This is a genomic window from Paenibacillus sp. YIM B09110, from assembly GCF_037167145.1.
GTDB lineage: Bacteria > Bacillota > Bacilli > Paenibacillales > Paenibacillaceae > Pristimantibacillus.
This window is the reverse complement of the sequence record NZ_JBANSP010000047.1, coordinates 1-22827: the sequence shown is the minus strand read 5'-3', so window position 1 is coordinate 22827 and position 22827 is coordinate 1. Positions and strand designations below refer to the sequence as shown.

Below are 22827 nucleotides of genomic sequence, written 5' to 3'. Positions count from 1 at the left end.
TCAACCTCTTACCACCCATACCGAATCATCTCCCTTGTCCTTATTTTAATTTATTTGGATAGGGAGACTCCAGTTTAATTAGGGGGCCTTGGAGATTATCCAATATAGACACTACTAGTGAGGCCATTTCAATAGTAGTGTAGCCATTTAAGTAGTTGTGTTGACATTCCTTTCGCTGCGTGTATATAATGTGTGCAATATCAAACATTCGGATCATGCCTATGAAGAGATTCCAACTCGGAGGCGTTCTCGTCAAGAGTATCCCGCAGTGGGGTACGTCCTAAGTTAACCGGCCCGCCCGTTACCGCGGAACCAAGAGGATCGAAGACGGCGCTTGTCGCTGCTTCGGTCAAGTTGGGTGGCACCGCGAGCAGACGCTCCTCGTCCCAATAAGACGAGGGCGTCTTTTTGTTTTCCAAAAAACGAGGAAACGGACGGTGCAACATGAAGAACATGAAGCGGAATTACAATTTCAACCCGGGACCGGCGGCGTTGCCGCTGGAAGTATTGGAGGAGGCGCAGCAGCAATTCGTTGCCTACGGCGGTGGAGGCATGTCGATTATGGAGATGTCGCACCGCAGCCCGGCGGTCGAGCGGATGGTTGCGGAGACGGAGGAGCTTTTCAAGCGGCTAATCGGGCTGCCGGATTCGTACCGGATCTTGTTCATGGGCGGCGGAGCAAGCATGCAATTCGGTCTCATCCCGATGAACTTTCTGAAGGAGGGGCAGACGGCGCATTATATACTGTCGGGCAGTTTCTCGGATAAAGCCTATTCGGAGGCTCGCGCTGTCGGCAACGCGGTCGTGGCGGCGAGCAGCAAGGAGGCGAAATGGCGTCTGCTGCCGGATACCGCAAATCTGTCGATAGGGGAGGATGCCGCTTACGTGCATATAACGACGAACAATACGATTGAAGGCTCGCAGTTCGGCTATATTCCGGACACGAACGGCGTACCGCTGATCGGCGATATGACGAGCGACATCATGAGCCGTAAGCTCGACTTCAGCCGATTCGCAATGTTTTATGCGGGAGCGCAAAAAAATCTAGGACCGGCGGGAGTGACGGTAGCCGCGATTCATGAAAGCTTGCTTGCAGCCTGCTCGGATCGCATTCCGACGATTATGAAGTACAGCACTTACGCGGACAACGACTCGCTGTACAATACGCCTCCGGTTCATTCGCTCTACATGACGAAGCTCGTATTGGAATGGACCGAACGCCTTGGCGGGGTTGCGGCGATGGAGCGGCTAAGTCAGGAGAAGGCTGCCCTGCTCTACGGCGTTATCGATGCAAGCGACGGCTTCTATCAAGGCGTCATCGAGCAGCCTTATCGTTCGAGCATGAACGTTACTTGGCGCATGAAGGACGAGGCGTTGGAACGCCAGTTGATTGCAGCGGCTGAGGATCTTGGCATCGAAGGATTGGCCGGACATCGCAGCGTCGGCGGCTTGCGTGCTTCGATCTATAATGCCGTATCGCTTGAGGCGTGCGAAGCGCTTGCCGACTTGATGACAGACTTTCAGCGGACTCGCGGTTAAGGGAGGGATTACTCATGCTGAACATGGCATTTATTCGCGAAAAGCAAACGGTGCTGGAGCAGATTGCCGCTAAGAAAGGCATCGAAGTTTCCATTCCCGAGCTGCTCGAGCTTGATGATAAGAAACGCGGATTGCAGCAAACGATCGATGGTCTGCGGCATACGCGCAATGAACTGTCGGAGCAAATCGGCATGAAGCTGTCGAAAGGCGAGCAGCAGAATGCAGAGAGGATGAAGCAGGAGGTAAGGCAGACGAATGCGGCTTTAACGGAGCTAGAGGCCGAGCTTGGTGAGTTGAATACCAAGCATGAGAGGCTGCTGCTGCTTGTGCCCAATCTCGTATCGCCCGATACGCCGGACGGGGCATCGGATGCAGACAATGTAGAGATTAGGAAGCACGGCGAGCTTCCAAGATTCGAATTCGAGCCGAAAAATCATGTGGAGCTGGCCGAGCATCTCGGTATGCTCGACATCGCGCGCGGCGTTAAGATCGGGGGCAGCCGCAACTATGTGTTGAAGGGAGCGGGTTTCCATCTGCATCACGCCGTTCAACGTCTGGCGATGGATGTGCTCGAAGCAGACGGCTTCACCCCAATGGACGTGCCGATGATGGCTCGGGGCGAGTCGTTCCGTCATTCGGGGTTCCTGCCGCTCGGACAGGAGCAGCTCTTCCGCCTTGAGGAGGACAATAAATACCTCATCGGCACCTCGGAGGTAAGTCTCATATCGGGCTTCAGCGACGAGATTGTGGATGCCGGCGATCCGATAAGATTAGCGGCAATGTCGGCTTGCTTCCGCCAAGAGATTGGCTCGGCGGGACGGGATGTGCACGGATTATACCGTGTGCATCAGTTCGCGAAGGTCGAGCAGGTCGTTATCTGCGAGAATGACGCGGCGTTATCGGAGCGTATGCTTCAAGAGATGACTGCGAATGCGGAGCGAATTCTGCAACTGCTGGAGCTCCCTTACCGGGTCGTGGCCGTATGTATCGGCGATATGTCGCAGAAGACGCATAAACAATACGATATCGAGACATGGATGCCGAGCAGGCAAGCGTATGGGGAGACGCATTCGTCGTCGAACCTGCTCGACTTCCAAGCTCGCCGCGCCAACATTCGTTACCGTGCGGCGGATGGCAAGCTTCGTTATTGTCACACGCTTAACAATACGGCTGTGGCAACGCCAAGAATATTAATTCCTCTGCTTGAAAATCATCAGCGCGAGGATGGCAGCATCTACATTCCGAAAGCGCTGCGGCCTTATATGAAGGGCATGGAATATATAGAAGGCTAGCCGCTGCTTCCACAGGTGAAAGGCGTCCTTTTCGATCGAAGGATCGATGCTGGACGCCTTTTTGTGTGTGGCTACCTAAGCGCTCACTGTGTTGCGCGCGGTCGGACGCTTCTTTCTGCGGATCAGCCATTCCGCTACAAACAGATTTGGAATCCAGCAGATCCAGGCGATCACGGCATAATAAATATCAAACACTTCTTCCCCGAATAAAACCATGGATAACGGCAAATAAGCGCGAAGCGTTACGCCGGCGAAAGCAAGTGCGTAGCTCCTCAGCATCCATTTGCCATGCGCTGCAGGATCGCGGCGAACGATAATGGCCGCTACGCCAATGCCCGTTGAGATGAGCCATACGATCGCAAGTAGACCGAAACCGAGCATGCCGGAGATACCTCCAGATGCATAGAACGACAAGTAGAGGCCTGTTACTCCGCCAACCGCTATAGCAAGCGTATAGAGCATGCCAATGGCCCGATGCAAACTTAGATGCTTCAGGCGCAGCCGCTTAACGAACTGCAGCCAGCCGATCAACAGGGCAATCGCCGCCGATATCGCATGCACGGTAAGCCATGTCATCCAGCTATCGCTCAGCTCCATCCCGTCTTTTGAGTCAACGAACGCGCTTTCCCTGCCGTCAAGCACGCCGTATAGAACAAACCCGTACATGGCGACTCCAATGGCAAAAATGGCTGTAATCCAGATACCGACACTGTTTTTCTTCTTCATTGCTAGCCCTCCTTGGATTAATTGACCTATGGTCAGTTAAAGACATAGCTTATACCCCAGCGGCGACAAAAAACTCGCAGCAAGGCAAGCTTGGATCTGCCTAAATGCCGCCTAGAAGAAAGGTTGCATATTGCTCGGCAGACGATAAAACATCGGCATAAGCGCGTTTCATCGCAATGTGACGGGATACGAAGCCGTGAAGTCCAAGAAACAGCATCCATGCTGCAGTGTTGCCTTCTTCCCCAGCACGCTCAATACACACTTGCACCGTCTCGGAGAAACGATTGAAGCAGCGCATCTGATCGGCGGCGACATTGCAATCAAGCTCAGGATCGTTCATCATGAACATCATTTCATACGATTGCGGACGATCGAGGCCGAACTTGATGTAGCCGGTCAGCACTTCATGAAGCAGCGTTATGCTTGGAGTCTTCCCGGCAATCGTTTGCTCCAGAACTTCGCGAAGCCGGTCAAAATCTTGTTCTACAACCCGTGCGTATAGCTCGGCTTTGTCTTTAAAGTGATAGTAGATCGCGCCGTGACTGCAGCCTAGGCTTAACGCCAGCGCACGCATCGATACCGCGCGATAACCGAATTCAATGAATCGCTCGCGGGCAGCCTCCAATATTTGATCACGCCCCAGTTCATTGGCTGCGGTAGGTCTAGGGCTCATCAGCTTCCCTCCTTATAGGGTGAATCGTTATTGTCATATTAAGCAAGTTGCAGCTCTATTATTAACCACTGTTCAATAAAAATCAACCATTTTTTTCTAGTTTTCACTATTTAAGAAATCGACCTGCAGGACGTTTCATGAGCCACAACCGTTTACAAGGCGAATTAATGGTATAATGGATGCGATCGACAGTAATAATGGAACGATAATGACGATGTTGGAGTGGTGAAGCAAGCATGGTAAAAGCAAAAGGCGGAACAGGTAGAGGCACGGATAAGAAAGGCTGGAATCGTTGGCAGGCCAGCGCCAAGAAGAAAGCTGCGAAAAAAATATTCGGCAAGCCGCAAGGCGCTAAAGGCGCAGATGCAAAAGGCTCAGACGCAGCAGCGAAAACGACGGCGGCTAAGAAGCCGCAATAAAGCAGGTGATTCCATGGAAGACCATACGCAAGCATCGCTTTCGGCTGAAGCAGAAGCAGAAGCAAAAGCAATGTTCGAGCAATATAGAGGAAGTCTCGTAGCGATGCACAAAGCGGGTGTATTAGTACCGTATAAGGCGCATGGCATAAGTGTGGAGATAGAGGCGAAGTGGTACGCAGATATAATTGACTCGCTTGCCAGCCAGCTGTCGATTATGAACGGGGAAGCGGTGACCGAGCTGGAGGCGATGGCTAAATATTACCCTTCTCCTGCGATATTGGAGCGGGTAGTGACGTTCGCCTCGCGGCATATCTCCGGCGCGGATAGCTTGGTCAAGCTTGTCTATGCGGAGAAAATGATTCAGCTCATCAAGTTGATGAAAAAAACAATAACGCCCGATCTATTGCATAGCGCATGCAAAGCAACGGATCGGACGCTCAGAGACCTTATATCGCAGCCTCTCATTGTGGATGAAGGCCATTCGTTGCAGACGTTTCATTTGAGAGACAAGCGTGCGCTCAATTTAAGAGCCAAGAACAGCTTGGATCAGATCGAAGAGCTGCTAAATTGAGATAGTTATAGATAAAAGGGTCAACGATTGGCGTATTGACCCGGAGCCGTATGTTGAAGCAGCTCCATGATTCGCTCATCCTTGCATTCCTCGGCAACCGTGAAGGCGGTGGTCCAACCATCGCCATGTACGGCATGCGGATCGGCGCCAGCCTCAAGAAGCATGCGCACTGCCCAATATTCCTCGCATTCTACCGCTTTCATTAGCGCGGTTGTCCCGTTATCCGTCGTTTCATTCGGAACGGCTTTCCCATCCGGCAATAATTGAATGACGATCATGTATCCGCAGTTTCGTACAATTGGCTATAGTAAAAGTTTACCAACAAAATCGTAGACAGTCTTGCCGTCCTTCCCTTAAAATGGAATTTGTTAATCAAGTTTCATGAATCCCCAATATTGCTCAGATCCGCCATGCAACGGGCCGAGCAACACTTTCGGAAGGGAGAACGAGTATGCAAAATACAGTTACGATTCATGAGGGATGGACGAATGCGAGTCCGAAGGAAGTCGGGTTTGACTCGCAAGCGATTCGCAGACTGGACGACCATTATGCGGATTTGATTGGAAAAGGAACGATTCAGGCGGCGAGCTATTTGCTTGCCCGCAAGGGGAAGGTGTTCGCACATCGTTCAATGGGCAAGCTTCGCGGCGCAAACGGCAAAGAAGCTCAAGGCGGCCAAGAGGCGGGGTGCGATCTGCTGCCGGAATCCATTCGTAAAGTCTATTCCATCACGAAAGCGGTTACAACGGTTGCGATTCATCAGTTGATCGATCGCGGATTGCTGTTCTTAACACAATCAGTGGGCAGTATTTTACCGGAAATGAATACCGATAAGCATAAATCAATTACGATATTCCACCTGCTCACGCACACGTCTGGCTTGCGTGGAGATCCAGGCTTCTATACGGAGCCGTATAGCTTGCCATGGTTTGAATGGGCAGTAAGAGAGATGAAGGAGCAAGGCGTCGATATCGGCTGGATCAGGGCGGTGCTGTCGGGACCGCTGCAAAATATGCCCGGCAAGGAATGGATCTATTCGACGAGCGCGTTCGCCCTGCTTGGCGAGGTTATCGCGCGCGTATCGGGCAAGCCGTACGATCAATACATTCATGACGAGATACTGGCTCCGCTTGGGATGGATCGATCATTCTTCGATGTGCCGGAGGAGCACTATGACGACGTCTGCTGTACCAACGAGTGGGAAGCGGACAATCTCTATCGCCCTCGCAAGAGAGAAGACGATGCGCCGCCAAGAGCAGGCAACGGCTTGTTCTCAAACTTGACGGACTTATGGCGCTTCGGTCAAATGATGCTGAACGGCGGTGAACTGGACGGCACCCGCATCGTATCGAAGCGAGCGGTCGAGCTGCAAACGTCGAATCATTTGCACGGCGTTCAGCATAACGGCTGGGGCAGCAAGCAGACCGATTACAAGTTCGGCCTTGGCTGGTCGCTTGAGCATTACGACTTATGCAGCAAAGGCACATACTCCCATGAGGGCTTTGGTCACAGCGGCTTGTTCGTTGATCCTGCCGAGGAGCTCATCTTCGTGTTTTTCGTACCGAGCCCAAAAGGCTATACGAACGAATCCGTTATTTTACCGCGCGCGATCGCTTGGTCAGCTCTGCTCTAATCGATATGGATCACAAGGGAGGGGTATCAATGGAAATAACGGAACAGTTGAACAGGCTTCATATTCAGGAGGCTAGCTTCGACCCGGCAGTGAAGTGCGTTCTGGATCGGCATTTCGAACAATTGGTTACAGACGGCAAGGTGCATGGCGCCTCTTATTTGCTGTCGAGGGATGGAGCGGTGTTCGCCGAGGAAGCGTATGGACGGTTAAAGCATGACAATGATGAAGCGCTGCTTAGGAACGATTCGATACGCCGCATCGCGTCGGTGACGAAGCTGTTCACGGCTGCGGCCATATTCCAGCTCGTCGAGCAGGGCAAGCTCTTCCTGCGCCAATCAGCTTCGGAATGGATCGAGGAGTTCAAGCATCCGATGTACGAAAAAATTCAAATTTGGCATCTGCTTACGCATACGTCAGGCATTCAGGCAGATCCAGGTTACTACATGGAGCCATATGCGATGGGCTATTGGGATGTGCTGTTCGCCTTCCAGCCGGAAACGGATGGGCCGTTCGCGGTGACCGATCCGGAGGAACTGGAGAAGCAGAGGAAGTCGGCTTGGATTCGCGCCGTCCTGTCAGGCAAGCCGCTTGCCTTGCCTGGCGAGCAGTGGAGCTATTCCAGCGCAGGGTATGCCGTACTCGGGGAGATCATTACTCGAGCTAGCGGTATTCGCTATGAGGACTATATTATGGAGCAGATCGCTAAGCCGCTTGGCATGAGCCGGACCTTCTTTGAAGTGCCGGAGGAGCTGCATGGAGACGTATGCGCCATTAACGAATTTGAGATATCGCGTCTGCAGAAGGACGATCGGAAGTATGGACCGCCGCGGGCAGGAGGCGGACTGTATTCGACGCTTGGCGATCTGCATCGGTTCGGCCAAATGCTGCTGAACGGCGGGATGCTGGACGGCGTACGCATTCTGTCCCGCAAGTCGGTGGAGAAGCTGACTGACAATACGCTGGACAGCGGAATCAAGGGCTTCTGCTGGGGTGGCAACGCCCAGTCGATGACATACGGCATCGGCGCTTCGCTGACCGGGCCGGGCGAGTGGATCCCAGAGGGCTCGTTCGGCCATGAGGGGGCCGGCCGCTGCAAGCTGCTGATCGATACGAGACACAATGCCGTCATCGTCTTCTTTGTTCCATCGAATAGCGATTGGTGTCCGGAGTCGATCATCGGCACGCAGAACATCATCGGTTCGGGATGGCTATAAGCCGCATATCGGCCGTTATTCGCGCGATCGGCTTCGCTACCTACAAGGAGTGGGCGGCGTTCCGGTCGCATATGGCGGCTTCGCTGCTCGTCGGCCCGGTCCTGTTCCTCGTGCAAGTATTCATATGGCAAGCGATGTACGACGGCCGCGAGACGCTGAACGGTCTGACCTATGAACAAATGCTCTCTTACTTCGGCGTCGCCACGCTTATTCATTATATTTCCTTTGATTTCGCGGATTGGAATTTGCAAATGCTTGTGCGCAGCGGGAAGTTCGTTACGTTCGCCCTGCGGCCGCTGCCACATTGGCTGTTCGCGCTGGCACAGAAGATCGGTCATCGGTCGCTTGCCCTATACGTCGAGGTGCTGCCGGTCATGCTCCTGTTCATCTTCGCATTCGGCGTGAACATGAGGCCGGCTGCGCCGGGATGGGCGATTGTATCGATTCTGTTAAGCTTTCTGATGAACTTTCTCGTTAACTATTGCGTAGGGCTGACCGCCTTTTGGCTCGTTCGCGCTGAAGGGTTAAGACGCGTATTTTTGCTCTTGAAGGATGTAAGCGCGGGTGTGTTCATCCCGCTCTCATTCTTTCCCGAACTTCTGCAGAAAGTGTTATTCTACCTGCCGTTTCAGTTCATTACGTTTTTGCCGACGCAGGTATATATCGGACATTACGAGCTGGCCGGCGTAGAGCTGACGCTCGGACAAGCGGTCGGCATACAGGCTGCGGCAGTTGCCGTTATGGCCGTATTAACGCTTGCGCTATATGGCGCAGCAATAAGACGATTTACGGGGGTAGGCGTATGAAGGGGTTAGGATTATGCCTAGCTAGCGTCATCCGTACGAAGCTGGCAGAGCAGATGGCGTATCGAAGCCACTTTGTGCTAAGCGTGCTGCTGCTCATTATCGGCGATCTGGTTGTCCCGTTCGTGACGCTACTCATCTACGAATCGGGCGCTTCATTCCCAGGCTGGACACTGCATGAAGCGTTGCTCGTTCAAGCCGTCTTCGCACTGGCCAAGGGTATTGCGTTTCCTTTCTTCTTCGGCATGGTCGGAACGACGCTGTCGCAGGTGCGCGAAGGAACGTTCGACTTGCTGCTGCTGAAGCCGCGGCCGGTTATGCTGATGGCGATGCTTACCGGCTTCGATCCGGACGACTTCGGGAGACTAGTCAGCGGCTCGGTGTTGTTCGGGGTCGCGCTTAGCGGCCTTTCGGTTACGTCAGGCTTCGCGTGGCTGCAATTCGTGCTCCTGTTCATGTCGTCAATCGCTATTCTATGCGCCGTATCGCTCTTCTTGTCGGGCATGCTCTTCAGATGGGTTGGCAGCAGCCGTGTATTCGATATATTCGACGCGGTTACGAGATTCGGCATGTATCCGGGCACGATCTACTCCAAATCGGTTCAGAATCTGTTAACCTACGTGCTGCCTGTCGGACTCATCGCTTTCGTTCCGGCAACGGCGCTACTAGGGCGGAGCGGCTGGGCGACGTTATGGGCGATTGTTCCCGCAGCGGTCATTCTCCTGCTTGGGGGGCTGTTCTGGAACCGGATGCTGAAAGGTTATACAAGCGCGGGCGGTTAATGAAGCGGAGCTGTTAATAGGAAGGGGCGTCAGACCAAGCGATGATTGAAGTTCGCAATCTAATGAAAACCTACATGACTCATGAGCGCGGGCATACGCTGCGTGAGGTGGCGGCAAATCTGATTCGCCGTCCGATGAAGGAAATCAAGGCGGTTAACGATCTTAGCTTTACCGTACAGCAGGGAGAGATGGTGGCATTCCTCGGGCCGAACGGCGCCGGGAAGTCGACGACGCTGAAGATGCTGACGGGCGTTCTTCATCCCACATCAGGCGAAGTAAGGGCGCTCGGGCTTGTCCCCTGGAAGCATCGCCGCCAGTATGTCGGCAAGATCGGAGCGGTATTCGGGCAGAAGTCTCAGCTGCTATGGGATATTCCCCCTGCGGATGCGTTCTATATGAATAAGGCTATCTACGGCGTGGGCGACCGTGAATATAAGCAGACACTGGATGAGCTGGTATCTCTGCTCGGGGTTGGCGACGTCATGCGCAAGCCGACCAGGCAGCTATCGCTCGGGGAGAGGATGAAATGCGAGTTCATTATGGCGATGCTGCATCGCCCGGAGCTCGTCTTTCTCGACGAACCGACGATCGGCCTCGATATGATCGCGAAGGAGAATATTCGCGGCTTCATTCGCAGTATGAACCGTCAAGGCGTGACGTTCATACTGACGACGCATGATCTGGGCGATGTCGAGCTGCTAGCGGAGCGGGTCATGGTGATCAACCATGGCGAGATCGTCGTCGACGACTCACTCAGCGGACTTCGCTCGAGGCTCGGCGAGAAGAAGGCCGTTAGGCTGACGACAGAGACGGCTGTGGAGGGCGTCAGCATGATCGGGTTGTCAATCGTCGAGCGGATCGGGACGCTGGAGATCTCGGTCGAGGTCGACACGGCACTGCTGCCTTTGAAAGATTTTATAAGCCAATTCAATGAGAAGTACGGCATTATCGATATGTCGATTGAGCCGCTTCCTATCGAGGCGATTATGAAGGAGCTGTATACCGAAGGGCGGCCGGCGGCTGCGGGAGAGCAGACGGGCTAATATATTTTCATAGCGCTTGTAACATTTGGAATAACCGTTGCGTTAGAAGATTGAATGCAGGAGGTGCTTCTAATGCAACAACATTTAGTTGCTGTAATCGCCCATCCCGATGATGAATTTATGGCAGCAGGCTTGCTTATACGAGCCAAAAATCTTGGATACCGTACGCATCTGATTTGCGGCACGCAAGGAGAGGCAGGACGAATCAAAGGGCAGTATTTTCGCGGCATTAGGGACGAGGAGCTGAGTACGATCAGGCAGAAGGAATTCGGCGTGTCCTGCCTTCTCCTGAATATAGACAGCTATTACAATCTCGGCATGCCGGATAATAGGGCTGAAGCTTGGAATTTCGAAGAGTCCGCTGCTGAGCTGGAAGCAATTCTTTTAAGCATTGGCTCCTCGGTTATTATTACTTTCAATAGTGACGGAGGCAATCGTCATCCAGACCATGTCGGCATGCATCGGATGACGGTACAGGCGTTCGGGGCGCTGCCGAAGAACGAATACGAGCTCTATTTCAATACGATGTTTCCAAAAAGCTACTCGCAGGCCCATACGTTGTTGAAGCTTCCTCCGCCGATCATGGATCAAATTACGATCGATGACAACGAGGTATCCGCCATCGTCGCCTTATCTAAGGAAGAACATCTTATGAAGCTTACTGTGCTTGATATATACAGAAGTCAATTTCCGGATGAACGAGGTCTTTATTATAAAATGCCTTTGAAAATGCTGGAGACGGTATCGAGGTACGAGTGTTACGAAAATTTTTCTGGAGGGACAGTTGCAGATCTATCGCATTCAAGCCGCTCGGATATGTTATTCGATATGTTTTTGTGAAAGGTTACATACAATATAACCAAATGGAGCGGAGTGGTGCTGCTGTGCAAAAGGCCGCTCCTGCATGCTTTAGGCGAGAAGCCTTCGGCATTGCAGGAGCGGCCTTTGGCCGATTCTCGCGCTTTAAGGATAATAGGTGAAGCCAGGAAAGCGGACGACGGGCGACTTAACCTTATGCAGCTTGCCCGTGAAAGCCTCATCGACGTTCAGGTTGCTCTCGACGAGCGGCTTAGGCGTGAGCGCCATCCATTGATTCAGTGAAATGTCGAGGAAACGGTCGCTCTTGAACATTTCGAGAAACCATAACGACTGCTCGCCTGTATTCTGGATATAGTGGCCGTAGGCAAAAGGCACATATCCGACGTCGCCGGCTCGGTAATTGAACGTGCGCGCGACGCCGTTGCCAGCGAATACGGTCATGCGGCCTTGCCCGCTCAAGTAATATTGCCACTCGTCTTGATTCGGATGCCAGTGAAGCTCGCGCATGCCGCCGGGCTTTATCTCCACAAGCGCTGCCGCTACCGTTTTGGCAATCGGGAAATTGGTCGAGTCCACGATCCTTACACTTCCGCCGGACGTCTTGATTGGCGGCTGTGCCAGCAGCCGATGCTTGAAGCTGAGCGGAATGGTGCCGTAAGGCGATGCGATAGCTTCCGATTGAATAGGACCTGGTACATCGGTCTGATAAATATATACTTGTTCGCTTGGAATGCGGCTGAAGTCACTGACCGGCACGCCGAAGTTCGCGGACAGCACCTCGGGCGGCGTATGCGCGAACCAGTCGGAGATCGATAACGTGTTAAGGTCGGAGAAACTGCCGTCGTCAAAGACGAGCAGAAATTCGCAACCTTCGGCGAGCCCTTGTATGGAGTGGGGCAATCCGGCGGGAAAATACCATAGATCGCCTTCCTCGACATCGGCGATAAAGTTCCGTCCTTGTGCGTCGACGGATGTGATGCGCGCGCTGCCGAGCAGCATATACGCCCATTCCGCCTGCTGATGCCAATGCATCTCGCGCACGCCTCCTGCGGTGAGACGCATGTTCACGCCTGCCAGCGTAGTAGCGATGGGCAGGTCCCGCACCGTTATTTCCCGCGACCAACCTCCCTCGTTCAACTGCATATGCGTATCCGAGAACGAGAACTTCAAGTTCGGTATTAAGCCGGCATCCGTTGCCGGAGGAACGAACATATCTGGATTTTCCCGATCTCTCATAATATCGCGCGGTCCGTTGTCCGTTGCCCCTTCATTGCCTCTGATCGGCTGCGGAATATCGCCATAGAAACTGCCGTATTTGGTTGCGTCTTTATCCATTCGTGGAAGCCCCTTTCTATCGAGCTGGTCCGTGTCGCATATCGAAATGCTTCTACTTACAACTGTATGCCCAGGGCTTGGTTCATATGTTGAAGCTCTAATCGGGCTGACGTTAGGAATGGAAAAAAGCTGAGAATGGCGCCAAACGACGGCCGACTCAGCTTTTTTGTATGGTTGTAGGGCTGTTAGCCGCTAGTGGCAACATCATCCGTAAGGCTCTTTTTGCCCCATTTTTGCATCCAAATATCCATTTCATTAAGCGCATAACGAAAGTCTTTTCCTTTGTCCGTAAGAGAATATTCAACGGTTACGGGCACAGTCGGAAATACTTCGCGGTTCACGATACCCGTTTTCTCCAGATGGCGCAGCGTGTCCGTAAGCGATTGCGTCTTCACGACCACTATGTTTCGTTGAAGCTGCTTGAATCTCTGCGGTCCTTTATTGAGCTCGGCAATGACGAGAAAAGACCATTTTGCTCCAAGAATTTGCAACACTTCGCAAATGGAAGACAGTTCTTGAACATCTTCCGCGCTATTCTCCGTCTGCTCACTCATAAAAGCATCATCCTTTCTTTGCCACTTACTTATAGTAAGTAGATCCATTTAACAGGACAATGTCCAAATACTTTGCCTTCTTACATTAATATCGTTACCTTATTATAATGACAATTAATCGAGTAAATGCAAGTGCAAATTCGATTATTTTGTAGAGATGGAAGGGTGAAGGAACGATGAACCGATTTATTGTTTACGTGATCGCGCTAGGCGCGTTTCTAGCTGGATCGGCTGAGCTTGTCGTATCTGGAGTTGTGAGTACGATCGCTAGCGATATGGATATTTCGTTAGCCTTGGCGGGGCAGCTGGTGACGGCTTTCTCGCTTTCGTTCGCGATTGGCACGCCAATCCTTATTGCTTTAACAGCACGCTGGGCTCGTAAAAAAGTGCTGGCTGGAGCCATTGCCGTATTTGTCTTCGGCAGTCTCATTGCGCTGTTTAGCTTTAATTATGAGACGTTAATTGTATCGCGTATTATTCTTGGAGCCAGTGCGGGGGTGTACTCGGTTGTTGCTATCAGCTCGGTAGCGAAGCTCGTTCCCCCGAAGCGAATCGGCGCTGCTATCGGAACGATTGCTTTCGGCTTCAGTGCCGCAATGGCTCTTGGCGTCCCTCTTGGGGTAGCGATTGCCGATTGGTGGGGCTGGAGGTCGATCTTCATCGTTCTTGGTGCGCTTAGCCTGGTCATTCTGTTTATCCTGGTACGCATGCTGCCGCAAATCGAAGGGGATGCAAATGCTTCATTTCGGTCGCAGCTAACCGTATTACGCAAGCCTGCCATTAGCACGGGGCTTCTCATCTCGCTTATGGTATGCGTAAGCCATGCGGTGCTGTTAACGTATATTGCGCCTTTCTTAACGGATATTCTTCATATGAACAATGTGGCGCTTGGCGCAGTCATGCTGATGCTTGGGGTGTTCGGCGCCATAGGTTCGCGGATCGGGGGTTACGGAGCGGATAGATGGGGCGCAGGACAAATGATCGTGGGCAGCTTGATTATTACTTCGCTGTCGCTTGCCTTCGTGCCAGTCTTCACGATCGTTCTCATTGTTGAGCTGGCGCTGCTGGCGTTATGGATGAGCTCGGTCTTTATGACGGCGCCGGCGCTAAATATGTATTTCATACAGCAATCGCCGCAGTCTTCGAACTTCGTGCTCAGCATCAACTTGTCCATCATCCATCTAGGCATTTCGCTTGGAGCTGGAGTGGGTGGAGCGGCCGTGGACGCTTCCGATACCGTGCTTTACCACCCTTGGTTCGCAAGCGGAGCGGCATTGCTGGGGCTCTCTGCAGCGGCGTTATCGTTGTCGCTGCGGAAGAAGCATGTCCGTCCGATTGCGCAATAACACAGAACAGCCCTGCTGCCATGAATGGGAGCAGGGCTGTTCTGTATTATCTTCACTTAGAGGAGCTCAAGCCACTGCTCTTGGGTGACGGGTCCGAAATAGTACGGCAGATCGATGCCGCTCACGAGCTCCTTCAGCGAAGCCGCGTCATACCGCGTGCCGATGAGGCGTTGCGCGACTTCGCTGCTGTCGCCTCTGCCGAAGAAGTCGCCGAAGATGGCTGCATCTATGATGACGCCTTCCTCGACCTGCAGGCGCACGTCGAACGTACCGGCGCCTTCGATCCGCTTTGCCTGACGCATGTTGAAGGCAGGCGAGCGTCCGTAGTTCCATTCCCAGCTGCGGTAGCGCTCGTCCGCTAATTTTTGCACATTCGCCCAGTCCTGCTCAGTCAGCTCATAGAACGGAATTTCGCTCTGACCCTCGAAGATCGATGCCAGAATATGCTGACGGAATTGCTCGATTGTCATCGACTCAGCAAGAAATTCCGTAATGTTCGCTACGCGGCTGCGAATAGATTTTGTCGATTTCGACACATATTTCTCGGCATTCGCCTTCAGCGCAGATACGACGTTCTCCATCTCCGAATCGAATAGCAGCGTGCCATGACTGAACATTTTGCCTTTGGTGGAAAACTGCGCGTTGCCCGAGATTTTGCGCTCGCCGACCTGCAGATCGTTGCGTCCCGTCATCTCGGCATCAACGCCAAGCTTGCGAAGCGCCCGGACGACGGGCTCCGTGAATTTCTTGAAGTTGTGGAACGACTGTCCGTCATCCTTCATGATGAAGCTGAAATTAAGGTTGCCGAGATCGTGATAGACGGCCCCGCCTCCCGATAAACGCCGAACGACGTGCAGCTTGTTCGCCTCGACATATTCGGCATTGACCTCTTCGACCGTATTTTGATTTTTGCCGATGATGATCGAAGGCTCATTAATATAGAAAAGCAAATAATCGTCGTTGTCAGGCAACGAGCGAAGAATATATTCCTCCAAAGCCAGATTAAGCGTTGGGTCAGTTATGTTGTTATTGCTTATGAAACGCATCGTCTCACTCCTTCATTAGTTGCGGTTACACGCATTATACTCCGTAGCGAAGCGGCGTTCAACGCTCTAACCTTCCAGCATGAGCAGCTCGCGCACATCCTGCTCGGTTAAGGAGGTGAATGTCTCTTCGCCGCCGGATTGCACCACTTCATCGATAAGGTTCAGCTTGCGCTGCTGCAGATCGTACATCTTGTCTTCAATCGTGCCTTGCGTCACGAGGCGAATAATCTGTACGACGTTGCGCTGGCCGATCCGATGCGCGCGATCGGCCGCTTGCTGCTCGACGGCCGGATTCCACCATAGGTCGTACAGAATGACGGTATCGGCGCCGGTCAGGTTGAGGCCGGTCCCGCCAGCCTTAAGGGAGAGCAGGAACAGCTCGCGCTCACCGGCATTGAACCTGCTGCACAGCTCGACGCGCTCGGCAGCGGGTGTGCTGCCGTCGAGATAGAAGTGGGAGATGCCTTGGTAGTCAAGCTCGCGCCTGATGATGCCAAGCATCTGGGTGAACTGCGAGAAGATGAGCAGCCGCTTGCCCGCGCTCCGGCATTCCTCGATGATCTCCAGCAATTGCTCCAGCTTGGCAGAGCTGCCTTGGTAGCCCTCCACGAACAATGCGGGATGATCGCATAGTTGGCGAAGCCTTGTAATGCCTGCCAGGATGCGAATGCGATGTTTATTGAAGCTGTCCTTGTTAAGATGTTGCACCGTGTCCTGTCGCAGCTCGGCCAAGTAGGCGACGTAGAGCTTCTTCTGTTCCGGCAACAGCTGGGACGTCTGAATCGTTTCGATCTTCTCCGGCAGCTCGCCAAGTACGTCGCGCTTCAAGCGGCGCAGGAGGAAGGGCCGGATGCGCTTTGCGATTGTCTCGCGCTGCATCTCGCCGAACTGCCGGCGGCCGGGGAACAGCCCGGGAAATACGGCGTCGAATATCGACCATAGCTCCTCCAAGCCGTTCTCGACGGGCGTGCCCGTCAGCGCGAAGCGATGCCGCGCTTGCAGCGCTTTGACGGCCCCAGCCGTCTGGGTCGCGTAGTTCTTGAACGCTTGCGCTTCATCTAGGATGAGCGTATGGAACGCTTGATCCGCATAGTGCAGGATGTCTCTGCGCAGCAGCGGGTATGACGTAATGATGACGTCCGTTTGCGCGGCGGTTGCGGCCTGGCTGACGATGTCATTGCGCTCCTCCTTCGTGCCGTCGGCGATGACGACGCGCACATCCGGAGCGAAACGATGGAACTCGTTAAGCCAATTGTACGTTAGCGAAGCCGGTGAGACGACGATAGCCGGAAGCCCCTCGCTTCGGATTTCGGGCAGCATGGAAATGATGAACGCGATGCTCTGGATCGTTTTGCCAAGACCCATATCGTCAGCTAGGATGCCGCCGAATCGATAATGGGCGATGGTACGCATCCATTGGTAGCCATAGATTTGATAGTCCCGCAGGATGGGTGCGAGTGACTCGGGAACGGCAAATTCAAGATTGTCCGGATTGCGCATGTCGTCGAGCAGTTGACGCAGCGACTTGCCGAGCTTGACCGTATCGCCTCGCGTCTGCCGGTCAAGCAGGCGAAGGGCGCGAACGGCCGGTACGCGCAGATGCGCTCCATATTTGCCGAGAAGCTCGTCGCTTACGAAACCAAGCTCATTGATGAGCTTAATGATTTCTTGAAACTGCTCGGTTTCGAGCGGTATGAGGCCGCCGCCCGGCATTCGGTAATATTTGCGTTTCTCGCTGAGCGACTTGAGAATGCCTTTAATCTCACTTTCAGGAATGCCGTCAATATTGAAGGTAAAGGCGAGCCAGTCCGTTCGCTCGTCGACATCTATTCGTACGCGAGGCGGGGGATGCTCGTTGAACAGTCTAAGCTTGACGGCGCCGGTAGCATGAATCTCGGCAAGCTTCTCCAGCTCAGGAACAATATGATATAGAAAATCGTATTGCGCGTCCTCGTCGTCGATGAAGAAGCCGCCTTCTGTTTTGCCGAAGCTCTCTTGCTCCATAAGCGCCATAATGCGCCGTTCCTGCTCGCCGTCGCGCATAATAATGCGGTCCGAAGCGCGCTTCGCCGATTCGCTGTTCAGCGGGTTAATGACGAAGCGGCCGTAATGGAATTCCATGCCGATCAGCAGCCGATCCTTGATGCGGTCGAGATAGAGCTTAGCCTTAAGCGGGACCTGCATGATTCGCTCGGAGACCGCCTCGGAGATATGAACCGTGCCAAGCTTCATTAAGCCTGGTATAACCTTCTCCATGAAAGGCTCGATCTGCGAGGGCGTAATCGTAATATGCTGATTGTCCGTCTGATCGAGCATCAGCTTCAACTCGGCCAAGCGGCTGCATAGGTCCGCTGTTGTCTGCAGCAGCTTGCCCTCCGATAAGACGAGCCCATAGTCTGCCATAACGGCGATCTGATCAATCCCTTGCACCTCAAGACGGCAGCTATCAGCATCGGTTGAGGTGGCTTCCGCTTGGTCGAAGCGGAACTGCAGCGGAATGGCTTCATCGGAGACGGCAATGCCTTCGTAGAGGCGGCCGTCCTGCTCTAGCTTTGCTGTTCCCGCTTGGCGAAGCACCGGAAGCAGCTCTTCCCAAGAAGCGGGAGGCAGGAGCAGCATACGGTCTCCGCCCGCGACGCGGTTATTGCCGGAGTAGCCGAGTGCAGTCTCCCGAATCAAAGCTTCATTCCGGTAAATACGGATAAGCAGCTGCAGCACCGCATCATCCTCTGCACGGAAGCTATGGACGGCTGGATCATAGGTGAAATGTTTCGAGAACGGGTATGGCTTCCTGCGCTCTATGGAATGAAGAAAGTCTCTGATTCGCTGAACGATGTAAGGTCGACGAGCAGGCCCAGCCTTCAGCTCAATGCCGAACATCAGCTTGCGCTGGCCGTATTCGTGCAGCTTCAAGGTGAACTCCGTCTCCAGCCGCGTTCTGGAATCGAATAGCGCTCCGGCACCGGTCGGCCTGACTGGCTTGTCTCCGAATAAGCCTAGCAAGCCGCTTACGATTCGCTGGCTATCCTCTTCTTCTTTGGCATGCGGGTTGGAGGAACGCCGAGCGTGAGCGGTACGGCTATTGGCCCTGTCGGTGAAAGAGGGGCGGCTGTCTTGCCCATCTAGATAGGAATAGGAATGGATCGGCGAGTCATCGCCGAAGTGCTGCTCGTGGATATGCAGCAGCACAGCTGCAACATGCTTGCACAGCTTATCGGACGAAAAGAAGGCAAGACAGGAGCATTCGGCGTCAACGTCTCCGTTGCCGTCAATATGAACGGTTATATGATAGCGGTTATTGCCATGAACGACAGCTTCGTAGCTGTGAGTGAAGCCTGGGGCAGCGGCGTCTTCCTGGGTTAGCGTCACGCTTCCTCCCTGATGAAGGGCTTCGCCTCTCTCATAAGCTGTCTCTCCGCATAATAATTTGATAATACGCTTCGTTAATCGAAAGCTCATAGCCTTTTGTTCAGTCCTTTGTGTTCGCTTTTATTTTGAAAAGTATAGGGAAGTGAATCCTCGAAGAACTTCGATAGGTGTTTTTCTCATATTAACACATCATGGAGGGGAGTTCTTTAGGTAGAGGGGACGGGCATAGACGTGCGCGCAAGGACAAGTGTGGAATCGTCCGCAGATTGCAGTATAATAAAGGTATTTCATAGACAGAGGGAGCGGTGCAAATTATGCAATATCGCAGATTGGGCAACAGCGGCTTGAAGGTTTCCGCGCTTGGCCTCGGCACGAACGCTTTCGGCAAGCGGGCCGACGGCGATACGTCGAAGAGGATCATAGACTTAGCAATAGAGCGGGGCATTAATTTTATCGATACGGCTAACATTTATGCCGGCACTGAATCCGAGCGGCTAATTGGCGAGGCGCTTGTGGGCAAGCGGCAGCAGGTCGTATTAGCGACGAAAGCAGGACTTGTCAGGGGGCCTGGCGACAATGAGCGAGGTTCGTCGAGGTATCATTTGCAGACGGAGCTGGAGCAAAGCTTGAAGCGGCTTAAGACGGATTATGTCGATCTGTATCAAATACATACGTTCGATCCGGAAACGCCGCTAGAGGAAACGCTGCGCGCGCTTGAGGATATGATTCGATCGGGTAAGGTTCGTTATATTGGAGCTTCCAATTATTATGCATGGGAGCTGATGAAGGCGCTTGGCATCAGCGATCGGCTTGGCCTGAATCGGTTCGTCTCGACACAGACGAGCTATTCGCTTGCAGACCGGACGCCGGAGAAGGAGCTGATTCCGATGTGCCTGGATCAAGGCGTCGGCATTATTCCTTATTTCCCGCTTGCAGGGGGGATATTGACCGGGAAATATAGTGCTGCGGACAAGGCCCCCGAAGGGTCGCGCGGTCAGACTGATCCGAGCTTCGGCCGCTTCATAACCGAGCAGACGCTTGCGCTTAGCGATCAAGTCGCAGCGCTTGGCGAACAGGCGGGCATCAGCCCAGGCATTATGTCGCTCGCTTGGCTAATGAACCGACCAGCTGTTTCGACGGTAATCGTCGGCGCTACGCGCGAGCAGCAGCTGGAGGACAATCTGCTGAGCGCCGAGCTGCAGCTCGATGCGGGGCTTATGAACGAGCTGGATGAGATCAGCAGTCCGTTCCGCAATGGCAAGCCGCTGGCTGTCTACCGACTGCCTAAGAATTAAGGGCGGGTTGCTCGGTAACAGCTGATGGAAGAGAAGACTTACTTGAGGATAGAGGTGACAGAGGTGGAAGTTAATTTTTGCATTACTTGCGGAAGCAAAATGGAGTCGCGAGATGTTGACGGCACGGTCAGAAGAGCGTGTACGGCTTGCAGCTACGTGCATTGGGGCAACTACAGCATCGGCGTCGGGGCGCTTGTCATGAAGGAGGATAAGCTCCTTCTTGTTCGCAGGGCGCAAGAGCCTGGCAAAGGCTACTGGACGAATCCGGGCGGCTATATCGAGCAGCTCGAACCGATCGAGGAGACCATTAGGCGGGAGGTGCAGGAGGAATGCGGCGTCGAAGCGGCTGTGAAGAGCGTAGTCGCGCTTCGCGATCAGCCTCGGGGCATTCATAACATTTACATCGCTTTTGATATGGACTATGTAAGCGGGGAGCCGACGCCGGACGGCGTGGAGGTTGATGCGGCCGGCTTTTTCTCCTTGCAGGAGATGGAGACGATGAACGTAGCAGGCTTCACCCGCTGGCTCGTTGACGTCGCTTACGGTGCGCGCTCGGAAGGATTACTGCAGGATACGAACCCGATTGTTCCTCTGAACGGGTATGGGTTGTTCCGGGCTTAAGGTTGCTGGTGTAGGTTTCGGCTAGTTGCGTTACTGACTGCGCTATTGCAATGATATATAATGATAGGGACTATGAACGATATTTTTTAGCGAAGAAAGTAGAATGACATAGATACATCTGGTGAAGCACACCGTTCATCCTTGGACTATACGTCCGGGAAGAACGGTGTTTTTTTCTGAAAATATAGGAAAGTATAAGTTTCACTCGTATACTGCTGCCTATATTTCAACGCGAAACAAAAGCTTATGCCGCCAAGGACGGCGATGCGATTTACGCTTGTAAACTAGCTAATAGGGAGTGTGGAAGAAGATGGAACGTGTGGAGAGTGTGAGGCTGTTGAATAGCGGCGGGAAAGTAAATGTAAGTGCAAGTGCAGTTGCAGTTGATCAGGCATACAGCAAGTGGATCGAGCTGCATATTGGGAGACGTGATGTTAATAGTGAGCGCAGACGTAGATTAGTTGAACGGAATGACCATGGGGAGAATTCCTTTATTAAGAGCGTTTGGTGGCCGGTTGTTGGCAACTTGGACGAGCTCCATCCCGAATATGAGGTGAACGATTATCGGGACGGCAGCCGATTTCTTGATTTTGCTTATATTCGCGGCGATTATCGTGTTTCAATCGAAATAGATGGCTACAACACACATCAAAGGCATGCGTCGCGCAGAACGTTCGGAGACGATCGATTCAGACAGAACCAGCTAGTGTTGGATGAGTGGAAAGTGATTCGATTCTCTTACGACGACATTGTTGATAAGCCCAGGCAATGCCAGCAATTCATTCAACAACTGCTAGGGAAGCTCTACGGAGTGGGGCGCCAGCCAGTTGAAGAGCTAAATCTGCCTGCGAGCACATGCGAACTGCTCAGATGGGCGGTCAAGCAGGGGCCAGGATTTGTGTTTGGTCCGAAGGAGGCGAGGCTGAGGGTAGGTGTGTGTCACGCATCTATTCAAAAGTACCTGAAACAACTCAGAAACCTACATCTTATTGAACCGGCCTCGGGTAGTCAGCGGATTCGTGCTTACCGCCTGACGGAGAAGGCGGTAAAGCTTCGGTTGTGATAGGGCTGCTGAGCGGAATAGAGCTAGAAAACAGCTCTATTCAACAAATTGGGGTGTGCTGGAGACAGATAGAGATAGAAAGTGTCTCTATCGGCCAAGGTTGGCGGCGAAAGTGAGCATACGGTGGTGCTGCTGAGCGGAATAGAGCTAGAATATAGCTCTATTCAACAAGTCGAGGTGTGTTTGAGACAGATAGAGATAGAAAGTATCTCTATCGGCAAGGGAGAGCGGCGAAAGTGTGCATGCGGCGGGGTTGCTGAATGGAATAGAGCTAGAAAACATCTCTATTCCACAAATCGATGTGTGTTTGAGACAGATAGAGATAGAAAGTATCTCTATCTGCAAGGGAGAGCGGCGAAAGTGAGCATGCGGCGGGGGTGTTGAACGGAATAGAGCTAGAAAACAGCTCTATTCAACAAATTGGGGTGTGCTGGAGACAGATAGTGATAGAAAGTATCTCTATTAGCAAGGGAGAGCGGTGAAAGTGTGCATGCGGCGGGGGTGTTGAACGGAATAGAGCTAGAATATAGCTCTATTCAACAAACTGTGGTGTGTTTGAGACAGATAGAGATAGAAAGTATCTCTATCTGCAAGGAAGAGCGGCGAAAGTGGGCATACGAACGGGGTGCTGAGCGGAATAGAGCTAGAATATAGCTCTATTCAACAAACTGTGGTGTGTTTGAG

The 22827-nt window shown here is 53.0% G+C and carries 22 protein-coding genes; 14 read left to right on the top strand and 8 right to left on the bottom strand.

Annotation, left to right across the window (positions count from 1 at the left end):
* Positions 1-200 precede the first annotated feature (200 nt).
* A complete protein-coding gene (locus V8F51_RS30955) occupies positions 201-419 on the bottom strand; it encodes a hypothetical protein (RefSeq protein WP_337104366.1) in 219 nt (72 codons plus the stop codon).
* Between the two features lie 25 nt (positions 420-444).
* Here V8F51_RS30955 and serC point away from each other — a divergent pair, with 25 nt between their 5' ends.
* Together serC and serS are read left to right on the top strand one after the other, a co-directional pair.
* A complete protein-coding gene (serC, locus tag V8F51_RS30950) occupies positions 445-1539 on the top strand; it encodes a 3-phosphoserine/phosphohydroxythreonine transaminase (RefSeq protein WP_337104365.1) in 1095 nt (364 codons plus the stop codon).
* Positions 1540-1553: 14 nt separating this feature from the next.
* On the top strand, positions 1554-2831 hold the full coding sequence (serS, locus tag V8F51_RS30945) for a serine--tRNA ligase (protein ID WP_337104364.1): 1278 nt from the start codon (positions 1554-1556) through the stop codon (positions 2829-2831).
* A gap of 75 nt (positions 2832-2906) precedes the next feature.
* Here the strand turns inward: serS and V8F51_RS30940 are convergent, their stop codons facing one another.
* Both V8F51_RS30940 and V8F51_RS30935 read right to left on the bottom strand, forming a co-directional pair.
* Positions 2907-3557: a DUF2306 domain-containing protein gene (locus V8F51_RS30940; protein WP_337104363.1), complete on the bottom strand. Its 651-nt coding sequence runs from the start codon at positions 3555-3557 to the stop codon at positions 2907-2909.
* A gap of 100 nt (positions 3558-3657) precedes the next feature.
* Positions 3658-4230 carry a TetR/AcrR family transcriptional regulator gene (locus tag V8F51_RS30935; RefSeq protein WP_337104362.1) on the bottom strand — a complete coding sequence of 191 codons (573 nt, stop codon included), beginning with the start codon at positions 4228-4230 and terminating at the stop codon, positions 3658-3660.
* A 236-nt stretch (positions 4231-4466) separates the two neighbouring features.
* Here V8F51_RS30935 and V8F51_RS30930 point away from each other — a divergent pair, with 236 nt between their 5' ends.
* Together V8F51_RS30930 and V8F51_RS30925 are read left to right on the top strand one after the other, a co-directional pair.
* A complete protein-coding gene (locus V8F51_RS30930) occupies positions 4467-4649 on the top strand; it encodes a DUF3934 family protein (protein WP_337104361.1) in 183 nt (60 codons plus the stop codon).
* 13 nt (positions 4650-4662) lie between these two features.
* Complete coding sequence (locus V8F51_RS30925) at positions 4663-5220, top strand: hypothetical protein (protein ID WP_337104360.1); 558 nt, start codon at positions 4663-4665, stop codon at positions 5218-5220.
* Positions 5221-5240: 20 nt separating this feature from the next.
* Here V8F51_RS30925 and V8F51_RS30920 read toward each other — a convergent pair whose 3' ends face one another.
* Entirely contained in the window at positions 5241-5498 is a 258-nt protein-coding gene (locus V8F51_RS30920; protein WP_337104359.1) for an ankyrin repeat domain-containing protein, read from the bottom strand.
* 173 nt (positions 5499-5671) lie between these two features.
* On the opposite strand from V8F51_RS30920, the gene V8F51_RS30915 reads away from it, so the two are divergent.
* The 6 genes from V8F51_RS30915 to V8F51_RS30890 all read left to right on the top strand — a co-directional run bounded on the left by V8F51_RS30915 (position 5672) and on the right by V8F51_RS30890 (position 11535).
* Positions 5672-6853 (top strand): serine hydrolase domain-containing protein, encoded by a 1182-nt coding sequence (locus V8F51_RS30915; protein WP_337104358.1) that lies wholly within the window; start codon positions 5672-5674, stop codon positions 6851-6853.
* Between the two features lie 29 nt (positions 6854-6882).
* Positions 6883-8067, top strand: a complete 1185-nt coding sequence (locus V8F51_RS30910) for a serine hydrolase domain-containing protein (protein WP_337104357.1) — start codon at positions 6883-6885, stop codon at positions 8065-8067.
* Positions 8058-8873: an ABC transporter permease gene (locus V8F51_RS30905; protein ID WP_337104356.1), complete on the top strand. Its 816-nt coding sequence runs from the start codon at positions 8058-8060 to the stop codon at positions 8871-8873. Before V8F51_RS30910 ends, V8F51_RS30905 begins: the two co-directional genes overlap by 10 nt.
* Positions 8870-9652 carry an ABC transporter permease gene (locus V8F51_RS30900; protein ID WP_337104355.1) on the top strand — a complete coding sequence of 261 codons (783 nt, stop codon included), beginning with the start codon at positions 8870-8872 and terminating at the stop codon, positions 9650-9652. The genes V8F51_RS30905 and V8F51_RS30900 overlap by 4 nt, the downstream gene beginning before the upstream one ends.
* Before the next feature lie 41 nt (positions 9653-9693).
* Positions 9694-10695, top strand: coding sequence for an ABC transporter ATP-binding protein (locus V8F51_RS30895; protein WP_337104354.1), 1002 nt, complete (start codon positions 9694-9696; stop codon positions 10693-10695).
* Positions 10696-10767: 72 nt separating this feature from the next.
* On the top strand, positions 10768-11535 hold the full coding sequence (locus V8F51_RS30890; RefSeq protein WP_337104353.1) for a PIG-L family deacetylase: 768 nt from the start codon (positions 10768-10770) through the stop codon (positions 11533-11535).
* Between the two features lie 123 nt (positions 11536-11658).
* Here the strand turns inward: V8F51_RS30890 and V8F51_RS30885 are convergent, their stop codons facing one another.
* Positions 11659-12849, bottom strand: coding sequence for an oxalate decarboxylase family bicupin (locus tag V8F51_RS30885; RefSeq protein ID WP_337104352.1), 1191 nt, complete (start codon positions 12847-12849; stop codon positions 11659-11661).
* Positions 12850-13034: 185 nt separating this feature from the next.
* The gene (locus tag V8F51_RS30880; protein WP_337104351.1) at positions 13035-13403 is read right to left on the bottom strand and encodes a winged helix-turn-helix transcriptional regulator; all 369 of its coding nucleotides are present in this window, start codon (positions 13401-13403) and stop codon (positions 13035-13037) included.
* A 176-nt stretch (positions 13404-13579) separates the two neighbouring features.
* Between V8F51_RS30880 and V8F51_RS30875 the strand changes: the two genes are divergently transcribed.
* Positions 13580-14749 carry an MFS transporter gene (locus V8F51_RS30875; protein ID WP_337104350.1) on the top strand — a complete coding sequence of 390 codons (1170 nt, stop codon included), beginning with the start codon at positions 13580-13582 and terminating at the stop codon, positions 14747-14749.
* Positions 14750-14805: 56 nt separating this feature from the next.
* Here V8F51_RS30875 and V8F51_RS30870 read toward each other — a convergent pair whose 3' ends face one another.
* Complete coding sequence (locus V8F51_RS30870; protein ID WP_337104349.1) at positions 14806-15795, bottom strand: lipoate--protein ligase; 990 nt, start codon at positions 15793-15795, stop codon at positions 14806-14808.
* Between the two features lie 66 nt (positions 15796-15861).
* A complete protein-coding gene (locus V8F51_RS30865; RefSeq protein WP_337104348.1) occupies positions 15862-19254 on the bottom strand; it encodes a DEAD/DEAH box helicase in 3393 nt (1130 codons plus the stop codon).
* Positions 19255-19478: 224 nt separating this feature from the next.
* Here V8F51_RS30865 and V8F51_RS30860 point away from each other — a divergent pair, with 224 nt between their 5' ends.
* The 3 genes from V8F51_RS30860 (at position 19479) to V8F51_RS30850 (ending at position 22143) form a co-directional block, all read left to right on the top strand.
* Positions 19479-20459, top strand: coding sequence for an aldo/keto reductase (locus V8F51_RS30860; RefSeq protein ID WP_337104347.1), 981 nt, complete (start codon positions 19479-19481; stop codon positions 20457-20459).
* A 63-nt stretch (positions 20460-20522) separates the two neighbouring features.
* Positions 20523-21080 carry an NUDIX hydrolase gene (locus tag V8F51_RS30855; protein WP_337104346.1) on the top strand — a complete coding sequence of 186 codons (558 nt, stop codon included), beginning with the start codon at positions 20523-20525 and terminating at the stop codon, positions 21078-21080.
* A gap of 310 nt (positions 21081-21390) precedes the next feature.
* Positions 21391-22143 carry a DNA-binding response regulator gene (locus V8F51_RS30850; RefSeq protein WP_337104345.1) on the top strand — a complete coding sequence of 251 codons (753 nt, stop codon included), beginning with the start codon at positions 21391-21393 and terminating at the stop codon, positions 22141-22143.
* Positions 22144-22827: the final 684 nt, after the last annotated feature.